12 protein-coding genes and 1 pseudogene are annotated in these 15,783 nt (G+C 74.8%); 4 read left to right on the plus strand and 9 right to left on the minus strand.

Features of this window, described 5'->3' with window-relative positions; genetic code table 11:
* Nucleotides 1–5: 5 nt before the first annotated feature.
* The 6 genes from EAO70_RS19720 to EAO70_RS19750 all read right to left on the minus strand — a co-directional run bounded on the left by EAO70_RS19720 (nt 6) and on the right by EAO70_RS19750 (nt 7,327).
* Nucleotides 6–770 carry an SDR family NAD(P)-dependent oxidoreductase gene (locus tag EAO70_RS19720; RefSeq protein WP_148004205.1) on the minus strand — a complete coding sequence of 255 codons (765 nt, stop codon included), beginning with the start codon at nt 768–770 and terminating at the stop codon, nt 6–8.
* A gap of 142 nt (nt 771–912) precedes the next feature.
* On the minus strand, nt 913–2,289 hold the full coding sequence (locus tag EAO70_RS19730) for an MFS transporter (protein WP_410091390.1): 1,377 nt from the start codon (nt 2,287–2,289) through the stop codon (nt 913–915).
* 162 nt (nt 2,290–2,451) lie between these two features.
* Nucleotides 2,452–3,036, minus strand: a complete 585-nt coding sequence (locus EAO70_RS19735) for a TetR/AcrR family transcriptional regulator (protein WP_148004207.1) — start codon at nt 3,034–3,036, stop codon at nt 2,452–2,454.
* Between the two features lie 42 nt (nt 3,037–3,078).
* A complete protein-coding gene (nirD, locus tag EAO70_RS19740; RefSeq protein WP_261992950.1) occupies nt 3,079–3,483 on the minus strand; it encodes a nitrite reductase small subunit NirD in 405 nt (134 codons plus the stop codon).
* On the minus strand, nt 3,480–5,993 hold the full coding sequence (gene nirB / locus EAO70_RS19745; RefSeq protein ID WP_148004208.1) for a nitrite reductase large subunit NirB: 2,514 nt from the start codon (nt 5,991–5,993) through the stop codon (nt 3,480–3,482). The genes nirD and nirB overlap by 4 nt, the downstream gene beginning before the upstream one ends.
* On the minus strand, nt 5,990–7,327 hold the full coding sequence (locus EAO70_RS19750) for an NAD(P)/FAD-dependent oxidoreductase (RefSeq protein WP_148004209.1): 1,338 nt from the start codon (nt 7,325–7,327) through the stop codon (nt 5,990–5,992). Before EAO70_RS19750 ends, nirB begins: the two co-directional genes overlap by 4 nt.
* Nucleotides 7,328–7,594: 267 nt before the next feature.
* On the opposite strand from EAO70_RS19750, the pseudogene EAO70_RS19755 reads away from it, so the two are divergent.
* The 3 genes and pseudogenes from EAO70_RS19755 to cutA form a co-directional block, all read left to right on the plus strand.
* Nucleotides 7,595–8,272 (plus strand): annotated as a pseudogene (locus EAO70_RS19755) (ABC transporter ATP-binding protein); the annotation flags it as partial.
* Nucleotides 8,269–10,158, plus strand: a complete 1,890-nt coding sequence (locus EAO70_RS19760) for an ABC transporter ATP-binding protein (RefSeq protein WP_148004210.1) — start codon at nt 8,269–8,271, stop codon at nt 10,156–10,158. The pseudogene EAO70_RS19755 and the gene EAO70_RS19760, both read left to right, overlap by 4 nt.
* Nucleotides 10,155–10,874, plus strand: coding sequence for a divalent cation tolerance protein CutA (gene cutA, locus EAO70_RS40040; RefSeq protein ID WP_148004211.1), 720 nt, complete (start codon nt 10,155–10,157; stop codon nt 10,872–10,874). The genes EAO70_RS19760 and cutA overlap by 4 nt, the downstream gene beginning before the upstream one ends.
* A gap of 3 nt (nt 10,875–10,877) precedes the next feature.
* Here the strand turns inward: cutA and EAO70_RS19770 are convergent, their stop codons facing one another.
* The 3 genes from EAO70_RS19770 to EAO70_RS19780 all read right to left on the minus strand — a co-directional run bounded on the left by EAO70_RS19770 (nt 10,878) and on the right by EAO70_RS19780 (nt 14,544).
* Complete coding sequence (locus EAO70_RS19770; RefSeq protein WP_148004212.1) at nt 10,878–13,022, minus strand: molybdopterin oxidoreductase family protein; 2,145 nt, start codon at nt 13,020–13,022, stop codon at nt 10,878–10,880.
* A 75-nt stretch (nt 13,023–13,097) separates the two neighbouring features.
* Nucleotides 13,098–13,784 (minus strand): vancomycin high temperature exclusion protein, encoded by a 687-nt coding sequence (locus EAO70_RS19775; protein WP_148004213.1) that lies wholly within the window; start codon nt 13,782–13,784, stop codon nt 13,098–13,100.
* 37 nt (nt 13,785–13,821) lie between these two features.
* The gene (locus tag EAO70_RS19780; RefSeq protein WP_148004214.1) at nt 13,822–14,544 is read right to left on the minus strand and encodes an aquaporin; all 723 of its coding nucleotides are present in this window, start codon (nt 14,542–14,544) and stop codon (nt 13,822–13,824) included.
* 224 nt (nt 14,545–14,768) lie between these two features.
* On the opposite strand from EAO70_RS19780, the gene EAO70_RS38025 reads away from it, so the two are divergent.
* On the plus strand, nt 14,769–15,783 hold a 1,015-nt coding region (locus EAO70_RS38025; protein WP_187283954.1), incomplete at its 3' end, for a sirohydrochlorin chelatase.

Genomic DNA, 15,783 nt, shown 5'->3' on the forward strand with positions numbered 1-15,783 from the left:
GTGGGTCAGGCGGAGACGCCGCCGTCGATCACCAGGTCGGTGCCGACGGCGGAGCCCGCCGCGTCCGACGCCAGGTACAGCACCGCCGCGGCCACCTCCGCGGCGGAGGAGATCCGCCCCAGCGGGGACTCCTGCTTCATCCGGACCTCCCGCTCGGCCTCCGTCTCGCCGGGCAGCAGCGACATCGAGGACTCCGAGGCACCGGGGCTGACCGCGTTGATCCGGACCCCGTCGGCGATGTGGTCCAGGGCCGCGGCCCGGGTGAGCGCCGACACGGCGGCCTTCGAGACCTGGTAGCCGGAGAGGCCCGGCTTCCGGACGTGCGGGCCCAGGTTCGAGGCGATGTTCACGATGGCCCCGCCGCCGTGCGCCCGCATGTGCGCCACCTCGGCCTGCAGGGCGTGCAGCACTCCGGTGACGTTGACGTCGAGCAGCGTCCGCCAGTCCTCCAGGGGGAGGTCGGCGGCGCTGTGGCCGCCGCCGCGGAACACCCCCGCGTTGTTCACGGCCACGTCGAGGCCGCCGTGGATCTCGACCGTGCGCCGGACCAGTTCCCGTACGGACCCGGCGTCGGTCACGTCGGCCGTGACCGCCGCGGCGGTGCCCCCGGCGGCCTCGATCAGGCCGACCGTCTCCGCCAGGGGCGCGGCGGTGCGGCCTGCGACGACGAGCTTCGCGCCCTCGGCGGCGAAGGCGAGCGCGACGGCCCGGCCGAGACCGGAACCGGCCCCGGTGACGAGGACGACGCGGTCGGTGAAGCGTGCGTTCATGTGGGTCGACTCCCGTGTGTGATGCGTGATGCGTGTGATGTCCGTGCTGCGTGCTGCGTGCTGCGTGCTGCGTGCTGCGTGCTGCGTGCTGCGTGCTGTGGTGTGGTGTGCGATGTGGTGTGTGTGGCGCCGCGGGCGCGGGCTATCTGAGACGGGACGCGGCGGCGGCGAGCGCGGTGAACAGGGCGGCGGCCGCCCCCAGGGACACCGCGTCCCCGCCGAGGGTGAGCAGCGCGGCGAAGATCACGGTCGGGCCGAGCTCCATCGCCGTGTTGAGGACGCCGCCCGCGAGCCCCGCCCGGTGCGCCGGGACGCCCTCGGTGGCCAGGACGGCGGCGGCCGCGAACGACAGGGCGCCGCCGGCCGGCAGCAGGAGCAGGCCGGGGAGCAGGCCGTACGCGTACGGCACCGAGGCGGCGAAGCCGGTGGCGGCGAGCAGCCCGAGCCCCGCGGCCGCCGCCCCCAGCCCGGCGGCGGTCACCCGCCCGGGGCCGTACCGCCCGATCAGCGGGCCCGCCAGCCGGCCCGCACCCAGCAGGGCGAGCGCGAAGGGTACGAACGCCGCCGAGGTGCGCAGCTCGTCCCAGCCGCGCTGCTGCTGGAACGACAGGGAGAGCAGCACGAAGACGGAGGCCATGCCGCTCGCCGTGAGGCCGATGGCGGCGAGGCCGAGGCCCCGGCGGCGGTCGCGCAGGAAGTCCGGGGGCAGCAGGGGGTCGTCGGTCCGTCGTTCTACGGCCCCGAAGGCGGTGAGCAGGACGAGCCCGGCCAGCAGGGGGACGAGGACCGGGGCGGAGCCCCAGGCGTGGGCGTCGGTGAGGACGAGTCCGAGGCTGGCGAGGGTGATGCCGGTGGTGGCGAGGAGCGCGCCGGGGAGGTCCGGCGACCGGCTGCCCCGGTCGCGGTCGGGTGCCGTCCGCGGCAGCAGCCGCGGTGCCAGGAGCAGGGCCGCGACGGCCACCGCCACCGGGACGGCGAACGTCCCGCGCCAGGAGGTGGCCGCCGCGATCACCCCGGAGAGCAGGTTCCCCGCCGTCGCGCCCAGCACCGAGAGGCCGCCCCAGGTGGCCATCGCCCCGCTGTACGCGGCGGGTTCGGGGAACAGTGACCGGAGGGCCGTCATCGCCGCCGGGGCGACGAGCGCCGCGCCCACGCCCTGTCCGAACCGCGCGGCGAGCAGCGTCTCGTAGCCCGGGGTGAGCGGCGCGAGGGCGGAGGCGGCGGCGAAGACCAGCAGTCCGGCGGTGAGGACCCGGCGCCCGCCGAAGCGGTCGGCGAGCCGGCCGCCGAAGAGGAGCAGCCCGGCGAAGGTCAGGCCGTACGCGGCGCTCAGCAGGATCAGCTGGGCGCGGTCGAGCCGGAACTCGACGCCGATGCGGGGGAGGGGCACGGCGAGGGAGGCGATCGTGAAGATCAGGGTCATCTGAACGACCGCGAGCAGGGCGAAGCCACCGCGGGTGCGGCGGTCCTGGGTGCTCAAGCCCTCTGGTGTGCGGCCGCCCGCCGTCGTGCCCCGCAGCGGCCCCTCACCCTCCCCGCAGCGTCCGCCGTCGGTGGTTCCGCCGTGTTCCCCTACCCGCGTCGGTGCCATGTCCGTCCCCCCGTATTTGACCGTACGTTCCAAAATAAGCTGCGAAGAAAGGGCGCCCCCCGTGGGCGCCCTTTCTTCCGTTCCGCGGCCTCAGTCCAGCAGGGCCAGGGCCTGTTCCGCCGCCTCGCGGACCCTCGCCGGGTCGCTCGACGCCTTGCCGACCACCCGGATCCCCTGGAGCAGGACCAGCAGCATGCGTGCCAGTGCGCGCGGGTCCCGGCCGGCCGGGAGTTCGCCCCCGGCGCGGGCCCGGGTGAGCGCCCCGTACAGGAGCGTCTCGATGTGCTCCCAGCTGAGCTCGACCCGGCGGGCCACCGCCGTGTCGTGCGGCCCGAGTTCCGCCGCCGAGTTGGTGACGAAGCAGCCGTTCACCCGTTCCTCGTCGACCGACGCCTCCGCGGCGAACCGGCGGACGACCGCGCGGACCGCCGGAAGTGCCGGGCCCGGTGCGGACAGCTCCTCGACGATCCGCGGGTCGCGGGTCTCCAGGTAGCGGTCCAGCGCCCTCAGGTACAGCGTGTGCTTGTTCCCGAAGGTCGCGTAGATGCTGGCCCGGCCGATGCCGAGGTGCTCCACGAGGTCCGACATCGTCGTCGCCTCGTAGCCGCGCGCCCAGAACAGTTCGATGGCGGCCCGGAGCGCGGCGTCGGGATCGAATTCCTTGGTCCTGGCCACAGGAGGACCGTACGACTCTCTGGAACGATCGGTCAAGTTTCCTCAGGCGTACCGCGACCGCACCGGGAACACCGCCACCGTGACCTCGTCGTCGTCCAGGCACCGGCCCGTCTCCAGGTCGAAGCGCTGCTTCAGCAGCGGGGAGGCCACGAACGGCCGGCCCTCCGCCGAACCGACGAGCCCCCGGGAGAGCACCTGCGCCCCGGTGAACGGGTCCCGGTTGTCGATCGCGTACGTCCGGCCGGCCCGGTCCCGGAAGACCGCCGCCTGCCGGCCGTCCGGCAGTAGCGCCGCCACGCCCCGGCCGGGGGTCAGCCGGCCCTCCTCGCAGACCGCCAGCCAGGCGTCGGGAGACGGCGACAGTTCGAGGGTCGGCGCCCSGGGCGCCGGGGACGCGGCCGGCAGGGTGTCGGGTGTCGCGGCGTCGAGCGTCGTCGGCTTGGTCATCGGGAGGTGACCCCTTCCAGGGTGAGGAACGTGAGATCCGGCTTGATCTGGTCGCGCTCCGGCACGAAGCGGACCGAGGGGTCCGGCGCCTCCGGGGCGTTCACGAAGGAGACGAAGCGCCGCAGCCGCTCCGGGTCGTCGAGGGTCTGCGCCCACTCGTCCCGGTAGTCGGCGACGTGCGCCGCCATCAGGGCCTCCAGTTCGTCGCAGAGCCCGAGCGAGTCGTGCACCACCACGTCCCTGAGGTGGTCGAGCCCGCCCTCCAGCCGCTCCAGCCAGGTCGACGTCCGCTCCAGGCGGTCCGCCGTCCGGATGTAGAACATCAGGAACCGGTCGATCAGACGCACCAGTTCGGCGTCCGAGAGGTCCTGGGCGAGCAGGTCGGCGTGGCGCGGGGTCGCGCCGCCGTTCCCGCCGACGTACAGGTTCCAGCCGCTCGCCGTGGCGATGATCCCGAAGTCCTTCGACTGGGCCTCGGCGCACTCGCGGGCGCAGCCGGAGACCGCCGACTTCAGCTTGTGCGGGGCGCGCAGGCCCCGGTAGCGCAGCTCCAGGCCGATCGCCATCCGCACCGAGTCCTGCACGCCGTACCGGCACCAGGTCTGTCCCACACAGGACTTGATGGTGCGCAGCGCCTTGCCGTACGCGTGCCCCGACTCGAAGCCCGCGTCGACCAGGCGGGTCCAGATCGCCGGGAGCTGGTCCACCCGGGCGCCGAAGAGGTCGATCCGCTGACCGCCGGTGATCTTGGTGTAGAGACCGAAGTCGCGGGCCACCTCGCCGATCACGATCAGCTTGTCCGGGGTGATCTCGCCGCCGGGAATGCGCGGCACCACCGAATAGGAGCCGTTGCGCTGCATGTTGGCGAGGAAGTGGTCGTTGGTGTCCTGGAGCGAGGCCTGCTCGCCGTCCAGGATGTAGCCGTTGTTGAGGGAGGCCAGGATCGAGCCGACGGTCGGCTTGCAGACCTCGCAGCCCTCCCCGCCCCGCGCCTCCTGCCGTCCGTGGGAGTCGAGCAGCGCCGCGAAGGAGGTCGCCCGCAGGGTGCGGGCGATCTCGTACAGCTCGCTCCGGGTGTACGCGAAGCAGCGGCACAGGCCCTGGTCGGCCGGGGGCGGCAGCAGCTTCTCGATGACCTTCACGCAACTGCCGCAGCCCGTACCGGCCTTGGTGCACTTCTTCACCTCGGCGAGCGAGGAGCACTGGCCGATCGCGTGCTTCGTCACGTTGTGGCACGAACAGATCACCGCGTCGTCCGGCAGCGCCGAGGGTCCCAGGGCCACCGGGGCGCCCGCGCCCGCCGGGAGGACCAGCTGCTCGGGGGAGACCGGCGGGACCGTCCCGGTGAGCGGGCGCAGCAGCCCGTACTGCTCGGCGTCGCCGACCAGGACACCGCCCAGGAGGACGCCCTCGCCGCTCACGACCAGCTTCTTGTAGACGCCCGAGCGGGAGTCGGAGTAGACGACGTCGAGGCAGCCCTCGGCCGTGCCGTGCGCGTCGCCGAAGGACGCGACGTCCACGCCGAGCAGTTTCAGCTTCGTCGACAGGTCGGCGCCGGTGAAGCCGTCGTCCTCGCCCGCCTCCTCCGCGAGGGTCGCCGCCACCGTCTGGGCCATCTCGTAGCCCGGCGCCACCAGGCCGTACACCCGCCCGTCGGAGGCCAGCGCGCACTCGCCGATCGCGAACACCGCCGGGTCCGAGGTGCGGCACCGCTCGTCGACCGCGATGCCGCCGCGCTCCCCGACGGCCAGACCGCAGTCGCGCGCCAGCTGGTCCCGGGGCCGCACGCCGGCGGAGAACACCACCATGTCCACGGGCAGTTCGGAACCGTCCGACAGCCTCATGCCCGTCACGGCGCCGTCCGCCGTCACGACCTCCTGCGTCCCCGTCCCGGTGTGCACGGACAGGCCCATCCGCTCGATGGTCCGCAGCAGCGCGGCGCCGCCGCCCTCGTCGACCTGCACCGGCATCAGCCGCGGGGCGAACTCCACCACGTGCGTGTCGAGTCCGAGGCCCTTCAGCGCCCCGGCCGCCTCCAGGCCCAGCAGACCGCCGCCGACGACCGCGCCGGTCGTCGCGGTCTTCGCGTACTCCTCGATGGCCAGCAGGTCCTCGATCGTCCGGTAGACGAAGCAGCCGCGGGCGTCCTTGCCGGGGACGGGGGGAACGAAGGGGTACGAGCCGGTGGCGAGGACCAGCGTGTCGTACGCGAGGACCCGGCCGGAGCGGGCGGTGACCGTACGGGCTTCCCGGTCCACCGACTCCGCCGCGTCGCCCACGTACAGCTCGATGCCGTGCTTCTCCATGAAGCCCGCCTCGACCATGGACAGGTCGTCCGGGGTGTTCCCGGAGAAGTACGAGGTCAGCTGGACGCGGTCGTAGGCGGGGCGCGGCTCCTCGCAGAGGACGACGATCCTGGCCCGCTCGGTGACACCGCGGTCGGCGAGCGACTCCAGGAACCGCTGGCCGACCATTCCGTGGCCGACCAGGACGATGGTGGGGGTGGTCATGAGGAGCCTCCGTCGTGGGTGAGCAGGTGGAGCAGGGGGGCCTCGTCGGGCAGGGCCTCGTCGCCCTCCCAGGCCCGGGCGAGCGTGCCGACGGCGGCCAGGTCGCCGAGGAGGACACCGCCGACGAGGCGGTCCCCGCGGACGACGACCTTGCGGTAGGCGCGGCGGGTGGCGTCGGTGAGCTGGACGACGTCGTCGCCGGGCAGCGCGGTGGTCTCCCCGAAGGCGGCGAGATCGAGCGGCGCCGCGCCACCCAGGGTCAGCCGGGTGAGCGCGCGGGTGCCGGTGTACGCGGTGGCGGGCGCGAAGGCGTGCTCGGCTCCCGCCGTCGCGCGGGCGAGGCCGGCTCCCGCGGTTCCCGTCCCCGGGGTCGGCCGTCCGGACCGGGCCGCGGCTTCCGTCCCCGGGGTCGGCCGTCCGGACCGGGCCGCGGCTTCCGCCGCCGTCAGGATCTCCGCCACGGCGTCCGCCTGTTCCAGGGCCGGGCCCGCCAGGCCGTAGACGCGGCCCGCGTGTTCCGCGCAGTCGCCGATCGCGTGGACGTACGGGTCGGACGTCCGGAGCTCGTCGTCGACGACGATGCCGGTGGCGACCGCGAGGCCCGCCTCCCGGGCCAGGGCCACCCTCGGGCGGACCCCGCACGCCAGGACCACGACCCGCGCGTCGAGGACGAAGCCGTCGGCCAGTTCGACGGCGGTGACGCGGCCGTCCCGCTGCCGCAGGCCGCTCACCCGGCACTCGGTGTGCACCTCGACCCCGAGGGCCTCGACATGCTCCCGCAGCAGCTCCGAGGCGGACGCGTCCAGCTGGCGCTCCATCAGGCGCTCGCCCTGCTGGGTGAGCACCACCTCCGCGCCCAGCGCCGCGAGCGCCCGCGCCGCCGAGACCCCGAGGAGCCCGCCGCCGATGACCACGGCCCGCGTCCCGGGCCGCACCCGGTCGCGCAGCGCCAGGCAGTCGTCGAGCGTACGGAAGGCGTGGACGCCCTCCGGCGGCTCCGTCCCGGCCGGGCCGCGCAGTCCGCGCAGCGGTGGGAGCACCGGGTTGGAGCCGGTGGCCAGCACCAGCCGGTCGTAGCCGACGAGGGAGCCGTCCGCGCACTCCACCGTCCGCGCCGCCCGGTCGATCCGCACCGCCCGCACCCCGAGCCGGGCCGGTTCGCGGGTCCCGGGCAGGGCGATGACCTCGGGGGCGTACCGCCCGGCGAGGACGTCGGCGAGCAGCACCCTGTTGTACGGGGCGTGCGGCTCCTCGCCGAGGAGGGTGACGGGCAGGCGCTGGGCGAGCCGGGCGCCCGCCGTTCCGCCCCCGACCACCACGATCCGTGTACTCATACCGGGAAGCGTGCGCGGCCGGTGTTTCCCGGCGGCATCCCGGCTGTTTCCCGTACGGAACGCTGATCTCCGTCCCCGCCCCCACCCGCTGTGAGGCCGGACGACGGGACCGCCCGGGTTAACCCGTGGTCAGGCTCGGCTCAAGCCAGGCTTAAGGATCGGCGGAAGCGGGCTGAGCTGCGGATTCCCGTATACGGGCGGACCTACTGYGCCGGATGTGACCACCGAGGCCAGCCACCCTCTCTACGTACCCCTMCACGCCGCACCGGCCCCCGCCTGGAGGCCCGCCCCGGCGAGACCACCGCGATCATCGGCTCGACCGGCAGCGGCAAGTCCACCCTCCTCGGACTCGTCCCCCGGCTCTTCGACGCCACCGGCGGCGAGGTCCTCGTCGACGGCGTCGACGTCCGCGACCTCGCCCCCGACCTCATGGCCCGCACCGTCGGACTCGTCCCCCAGAAGCCCTACCTCTTCTCCGGCACCGTCGCCACCAACCTCCGCTACGGCAGACCCGACGCCACCGACGAGGAACTCTGGCACGCCCTCCACGTCGCCCAGGCCGCCGACTTCGTCCGCGGGCTCGACGAGGGACTCGACGCGCCCGTCACCCAGGGCGGCACCAACTTCTCCGGCGGACAGCGGCAGCGGCTCGCCATCGCCCGCGTCCTCGTCGCCCGCCCCCGCCTCTACCTCTTCGACGACTCGTTCTCCGCCCTCGACCCCGGCACCGACGCCCGCCTCCGCGCCGCCCTGCGGGCGGAGACGGCGGACGCCACCGTCGTCCTCGTCGCCCAGCGGGTCTCCACCATCCGGGACGCCGACCGGATCGTCGTCCTCGACCGCGGCCGGACCGTCGGCACCGGCACCCACACGTCCCTGATGCGGGACAACCCCACCTACCGGGAGATCGTCCTCTCCCAGCTCACCGAGGAGGAAGCCGCATGAGCACGGCCACGGAGAGCCGCCCCGCGAAGGACGCGCCCGGCGCCGCCGCACCCGCCCGCGTCGGCCCCGCCGCTTCGCAGCGCGGCCCCGGCCCGACCCCCTCGGCCGGCCTCGAACGCTCCCTCTCCTTCCGCACCTCCGGGCTCCGCCTCCTCCGCACCCTCGCCCCCGACCGCGCCCGCCTCGTCGGCGTGTTCGCCGCAGGCGCCGCGGGCGTCCTCCTCACCGTCCTCAACCCCCTCCTCCTCGGCCGCGCCACCGACCTCGTCGTCACCGGGGCCACCGGCCCCGCCGGCGTCGACTTCCGGGCCGTCGGCCGGATCCTGGCCCTCTCCGCCGTGGTCGTCGCCGGATCCTCCTTCTTCACCTGGGTCCAGCTGCGGATCGCCACCACCGTCGTCCAGCGGGCCGGCTACCGGCTCCGCGAGGAGGCCCAGCACAAACTGGCGCGGCTGCCCCTGGGCTACTTCGACCGGCAGCCGCGCGGCGAGGTCCTCTCCCGCACCACCAACGACATCGACAACGTCACCCAGACCCTCCAGCAGGCCCTGAGCCAGATGAGCCGCGCGCTCCTCACCCTGGCCGGCGTCCTCGCGATGATGTTCTGGGTCTCCCCGGTCCTGGCCCTCGTCGCCCTCGCCACCGTGCCCGTCTCGATCGCCGTCGCGGGCTTCGTCGGGCGGCGCGCCCAGCCGCAGTTCGTGAAGCAGTGGGCGGTCACCGGCCGGCTCGGCAGCCACGTCGAGGAGATGATCACCGGACACACCGAGGTCGTCGTCTTCGGCCGCAGGGAGGAGGCCGTGCGCCGCTTCGACGAACTGGGCGACGAGCTGTACCGGGCGAGCTTCCGGGCGCAGTTCGTGTCCGGGTTCATCCAGCCCGCGCTGACCCTCGTCGGCAATCTGAACTACGTGGTCATCGCCGTGGTCGGCGGCCTGCGGGTGGCCGGCGGCACGCTCTCCGTCGGGGACGTGCAGGCCTTCATCCAGTACTCCTACGACTTCAACAGCCCGATCACCCAGGTCGCCGCGATGGCCAACCTGCTCCAGTCCGGAGTGGCCTCGGCCGAGCGGGTCTTCGACCTCCTCGACGCCGAGGAGGAGGACCCGGACCCGGCCGAGCCGCGCAGGCCCGCGGAGCGCCGGGGCAGGGTCTCCTTCGAGAAGGTCGCCTTCCGCTACGAGCCCGACCGGCCCCTCGTCGAGGACCTGTCGCTCACGGTGGAGCCGGGCCGGACCGTCGCCATCGTCGGCCCCACCGGCGCGGGCAAGACGACCCTGGTCAACCTGCTCCTCCGCTTCCACGAGGTGACCGGCGGCAGGATCACCGTGGACGGCGTCGACACCGCCGCCATGACCCGCGAGGAACTCCGCTCCGGCATCGGCATGGTCCTCCAGGACACCTGGCTGTTCGGCGGCACCATCGCCGACAACATCGCGTACGGGGTGCCCGGCGAGGTCTCCCGCGAGCGGATCGTCGAGGCGGCCAGGGCCGCGCACGCCGACCGGTTCGTCCGGACCCTGCCCGCCGGGTACGACACCGTCCTCGACGAGGACGGCGGCGGCCTCAGCGCCGGGGAGAAGCAGCTGGTCACCCTCGCCCGGGCCTTCCTCTCGGACCCGGCGATCCTCGTCCTCGACGAGGCCACCAGCTCCGTCGACACCCGCACCGAGCGCCTCGTGCAGGAGGCGATGGCCTCGCTCCGGGCGGGCCGCACCAGCTTCGTCGTCGCCCACCGGCTCTCCACGATCCGGGACGCCGACACCATCCTGGTGATGGACGGCGGCTCGATCGCCGAGCAGGGCGGCCACGAAGAACTCCTCGCCGCCGGCGGGGCGTACGCCCGGCTGCACGCCGCCCAGTTCGCCCGTACGGTGGAGACGTGATCGTCACCGTCCGCACCACCACCGACGCGCGCGCCAAGGCCGACGCCCTGGCGCGCGGCGCCGTCGAGGCCCGGCTGGCCGCCTGCGCGCAGATCTCCGGACCCGTCACCTCCGTGTACCACTGGCGCGGCGCGATCGAGACCACCGAGGAGTGGGAGGTGGTGTTCAAGACCACCGAGGCCCGCTACCCGGACCTGGAGTCCCACCTCCTCGCCGCCCACGACTACGAGACCCCCGAGATCCTCGCCACCCGGGTGACCCGGGCCGGCGAGGGGTACGCCCGCTGGGTCGAACGGGAGACCTCCGGCGCGGTGGTGCCCGAGGCCCCGGCCCACGAGGAGCGGCCGTTCTTCGTGTACGGGACGCTGCGCCCCGGGGCGTACAACCACGACCGGTTCCTCGCCGGCCGGATCGGCGCCGAGGCGGACGCCGTGCTGCACGGGGCGGTCCTGTACGACGGGCCCGGCTACCCGTACGTCGTCCCGGCGACCGGGGGCCGGGTGGTCGGCACGCTGCTCACGCCCGCGCCCGACGCGTACGGCGAGCTCTTCGGTCTGCTCGACCGGCTGGAGCTGCCCGTCGGGTACGAGCGGGTGGCGATGGACGTCGTCCGGACGCGGGACAGCGCGAGCGTGTCCGCGTGGGTGTTCCTGGCGGCGCCGGACGCGCCCCTCGGCGAGGTCATCGAGAGCGGCGACTGGTTCGACCGGCGGTAGCGGTCACCGGGCGCGGCGGCCGGTTCCGTCGGAAGCCGTGGTGTCGCCGGGGGTGAGCGGTTCGAGCCGGACCGCGCAGACCTTGAACTCGGGCATCCGGGAGACCGGGTCGAGCGCCGGGTTCACCAGGGTGTTGGCCCGCCCCTCGCCCGCCCAGTGGAACGGCATGAAGACGGTGTCCGGCCGGATCGCGGTGGTGATCCGGGCCGGTGCGACGGCCCGGCCGCGCCGCGAGACCACCGCGACCCGCTCGCCCTCGGCCACGCCGAGCCGCTCGGCGACCCGGGGGTGGAGCTCCACGAAGGGCCCGGGCGCCGCCGCGTTCAGCTCGTCGACCCGCCGGGTCTGCGCGCCCGACTGGTACTGGGACACGACCCGGCCGGTGGTGAGGACGACGGGGTACTCGGCGTCCGTCTCCTCTGCCGCCGCCCGGTGCACCACCGGGACGAACCGGGCCCGCCCGTCGGGTGTCGCGAACCGGTCCAGGAACAGCCGCGGGGTGCCCGGGTGGCCGCCCCCGCCCGGGCCGGTCTCGGGGCAGGGCCAGAAGACGCCCTGCTCCTCCTCGATCCGGCGGTAGCTGATGCCCGAGTAGTCGGCGGGGCCGCCGGCCGAGGCCCGGCGCAGCTCCTCGAAGACCTCCTCGGGCTCGGCGGGGAAGCCCTTCTCCCAGCCGAGGAGGCCGGCGAGCGCGTGCAGCACCTCCAGGTCGCTGCGGACCCCGGCGGGCGGGGTGAGGGCGCGCCGGCGGAGCAGGACGCGCCCCTCCAGGTTGGTCATGGTGCCGGTCTCCTCCGCCCACTGGGTGACGGGCAGGACGACGTCGGCGAGGGCCGCGGTCTCGGAGAGCACCACGTCGGCGACGGCGAGGAAGTCGAGCGAGCGCAGCCGCTCCTCGACGTGGGCGGCGCGCGGCGCGGAGACCACCGGGTTGGAGCCCATGAGGAGCAGCGCCCGTACGTCGCCGCCGAGCGCGTCGAGGAGCTCGTACGCGCTCCGCCCCGGCCCCGGCAGGGTCCCGGGGTCCACGCCCCAGACCCCGGCGACGTGCGCGCGGGCGGCCGGGTCGTCGAGCCTGCGGTAGCCGGGGAGCTGGTCGGCCTTCTGGCCGTGCTCGCGGCCGCCCTGGCCGTTGCCCTGGCCGGTGAGGCAGCCGTAGCCGCTGAGCGGCCGGCCGGCCCTGCCGGTGGCCAGGCAGAGGTTGATCCAGGCGCCGACGGTGTCGGTGCCCTTGGACTGCTGTTCGGGGCCGCGCGCGGTCAGCACCATGCCGGTCGCGGCGTCGCAGAACAGCGCGACGGCCTCCCGGAGCAGCGGCAGCGGCACGCCGGTGAGGCGCTCGACCTGCTCGGGCCAGTGGGCCATGGCACCCGCGCGGGCCTCCGCCCAGCCGGTGGTGCGGGCCGCGACGAACTCCTCGTCGACGCGCCCCTCGGCCACCACCAGGTGCAGCAGGCCGAGGGCGAGCGCGAGGTCGGTGCCGGGGCGCGGGGCGAGGTGCAGGTCGGCCTGCTCGGCGGTGCGGGTGCGGCGCGGGTCGACGACGATCAGCTTTCCGCCGTTCTCCCGCAGTTCGGTGAGGTACCGGAGGGCCGGTGGCATGGTCTCGGCCAGGTTGGAGCCGACGAGGATCACACAACCGGTCCTCGGGATGTCCTCCAGCGGGAACGGCAGCCCCCGGTCGAGCCCGAACGCCCTGCCGTGCGCGGCGGCCGCCGACGACATGCAGAAGCGGCCGTTGTAGTCGATCTGCGAGGTGCCGAGCACCAGCCGGGCGAACTTGCCCAGGGTGTAGGCCTTCTCGTTGGTGAGGCCGCCGCCGCCGAAGACCCCGACGGCATCGGGACCGTGGTCGGCGCGGGTCCGGCGCAGCCCGTCGGCGACGGCGGCGAGGGCCTCCTCCCAGGACGCGGGCACCAGGGCCCCGGAGTCAGGGCTGCGGACCAGGGGCCCGGTGAGCCGGACCCGGGAGGAGAGCACGGCGGGGGCGGTGCGGCCCTTGCCGCACAGCGCGCCCCGGTTGACGGGGAAGTCGGTCCGGTCCACCACCTCGGCTGGCAGCTCCGGGGCACCGGTGGCGCGGAGCGACATGCCGCACTGGAGAGCGCAGTAGGGGCAGTGGGTGGGTACGGCGGTGGCCTCGGACATGAGGGCAGCCTGGGTCGGCCGTGTTACGCGGGGCGGCACCGCCGATTACGGGCGCGGTGCCATGCGCTCCGCCGGCTACGGCTCCCGCGGTGAGGCCAGCGCCTCGGTGACGCCCTTCTCCGCGGGGCCGAGGAAGTGCGGGTCGGGGCGGAGCGCGGCGTCCAGGGAACCCTTGGCGGCGGCGAACACCTCCCGGGTGGTGCCGTAGTACCAGGTGACGTCGTGGGGTTCGGGCACCCCGACGCCGAACGCGTCGACGCCGGCCCGCCCGCACAGCGCGACGGCCCGCTTGATGTGGAAGTCCTGGGTGACGAGCACGGCCCGGTCGACGCCGAAGACCTTCCTGGCCCGGACGCAGGAGTCCCAGGTGTCGAAACCCGCGTAGTCGCTGACGATCTGTTCGTCCGGCACCCCGCGCCCGGTGAGGTACGCGCGCATGGCGCTGGGCTCGTCGTACGCGGTCCGGCTGTTGTCGCCGGTGACGAGCAGGACCCTGACCTTCCCCGTCCGGTACAGCTCGGCGGCCGCGTCGAGCCGGTGCGCGAGGTACGGGGTGGGGCGGCCCTTCCACAGTCCGGCGCCGAAGACGACGGCGACGTCCCGGGCGGGCACGTCGGCGGTGGTACGGAGCTTCCCGGCGGCGGCGGTGTGCATCCAGGTGACGGGGGTCAGGGCGAGCACGGCGCCCAGCATCACGGCCTGCACGGTGCGGCGGCGGGCCCGGGTGGTGCGCGGGATCAACCGGGTGAGCCGTGCCGGCATGCGGGGCCTCCGTGGGGGTGTTCTCGATGTCGCTCTGTCACACCGTCCGACGCGCTTCGGGGGCGTTCGGTTCGGCGGAGGCCCCCTGTGTTCCGTACAACACACCGGCCAGCAGCATGCCGAGGAGCATGCCGAGCAGTTGGGCGGCGGCGAAGGCGGGCACCGAGCCGGGCGCGATCCCGGTGAAGGAGTCGGAGAACGCGCGGCCGACGGTGGCGGCCGGATTGGCGAAGGACCCGGAGGAGGTGAACCAGATCGCCGCGCCGATGTAGCCGGCGACGGCGACCGGGGCGAGCCCGGGGCGGCCGATGTGGCTCAGGCCCCGGACGACGAGGACCAGCCCGGCGGTGGCGACGGCCTCGCCGACCAGCAGATGGAGCGCCGAGCGCGACTCGGTGGCCCAGGCGCCGGGCACCCGCCCGAACATCGTCTCGGCGAGCAGCGCGCCGGTCACGGCCCCGGCGAGCTGGGCGCCGATGTAGACGAGGACCTCGCGGCCCTTTCCCTCGCGGCGCCGCGACCACCACTCGGAGAGGGTGACGACGGGGTTGAAGTGGGCGCCGGAGAGCGGCCCGATGAGGGCGATCAGCAGCCCGAGGCCGATGGCGGACGCGGCGGCGTTCGCGAGCAGCCGGACGCCGGTGTCCTGGCTCAGGGTGTCGGCGCGGATCCCGGAGCCGACGATGACGGCGACGAGGGCGCAGGTGCCGATGAACTCGGCGGCGGCGCGCCGGGGGAGCGCGGGCGGGGAAATTCTCATAGTGGAAAAGATATTCCGTGATTCGGAATTCGAAAAGGGGGCAGGGGTAGGTGCGGAAGCCCCGTGCCGACCGCCGGACGGCGACGGGCCCGGCCCGCCCGGACCGGTCCTGACAGTCGGCGCACCGCGCGCGTGAGGACGCCGAAACGCGCGCGTGCGGGCGCGGAAGGCAGACGTGACCCCCGCGCAACGGACAGGCAACCTGCACCCCCCAGGATCGCCGCATGACGGAGCAGGACAGCACCCTCGCCGACGCGGCCGCGCTGCTGGGCAGCATCACCGAGCAGCTCGGCCATCAGCTCGTCCACGTGCGTCCGTACACCCGGCGACCACGGAAGAACGAGCAGGAGGTACCCGTGCCCAAGAACCCAGCAGCCCCCACCGGGCCCGCCACCGCGCCCGTGCCCGCCGAGCCTGTCCGTGGCGGCACCGCCCCGCTCCGCTCCCGCCCCACGGGAGCCGCCGGGCTCCGGCCCGGCCCCGTCGAGCCCGGCCCCGGACGTGCGGTCCCGTCCGCGCCCGTGCTCGTCGCCGTCGGGCACGGGAGTCGGGATCCCCGGGCCCGTGCCGGCCTCGCCCGGCTCCTCGAACGGGTCGGCGAGCTCCGCCCCGGCCTCGACGTACGCCTCGCGCACATCGAGCTGAACACCCCGCTCCTCGGCTCCGCCCTCGCGGAGCTCGCCGCCGAGGGCCGGGAGGCCGTCCTCGTCCCCCTGCTCTTCGCGCCCGGCCACCACGTCACCCACGACCTGCCCGCCGCCCTCGCCGCCGAGCCCGGACTCCGCGCCCGCGTGGCCGGGCCGCTCGGCGCCCACCCGCTGCTCGTCGAGGCCCTCGCCGACCGGCTCGCGCACGCCGGCTGGACCCCCGAGGACGGCGCCTCGCGGACCGCCGGGGTCGTCCTCGCCTCCGCCGGATCCCGCGACCCCCGATCCGGCGCCGAGCTCCGCCGGATCGCCGCCCTGCTCGGCGAGCGCCTCGGCGGCGTCCCCGTCGTCCCCGCGTACGCCTCCGCCGCCGCGCCCACCGTGCCCGAGGCCGTCCGCGCCCTCGCCGCCCGGGGCCGCCACCGGGTCGCCGTCGCCTCCTGCTTCACCGCCCCCGGCCTCTTCGCGAGCCGTGCCGCCACCGTCGGCCGCGCGTTCTCCGACTCCTTCACCGGGATCGCGCCCGGCTCGGTGCCCGCCTTCGCCGCCGCCCAACTGCTCGGCATGCTCCTCGGCATGCTGCTGGCCGGTG

The organism is Streptomyces sp. adm13(2018) (assembly GCF_008042145.1).
Classification (GTDB): Bacteria; Actinomycetota; Actinomycetes; order Streptomycetales; family Streptomycetaceae; genus Streptomyces.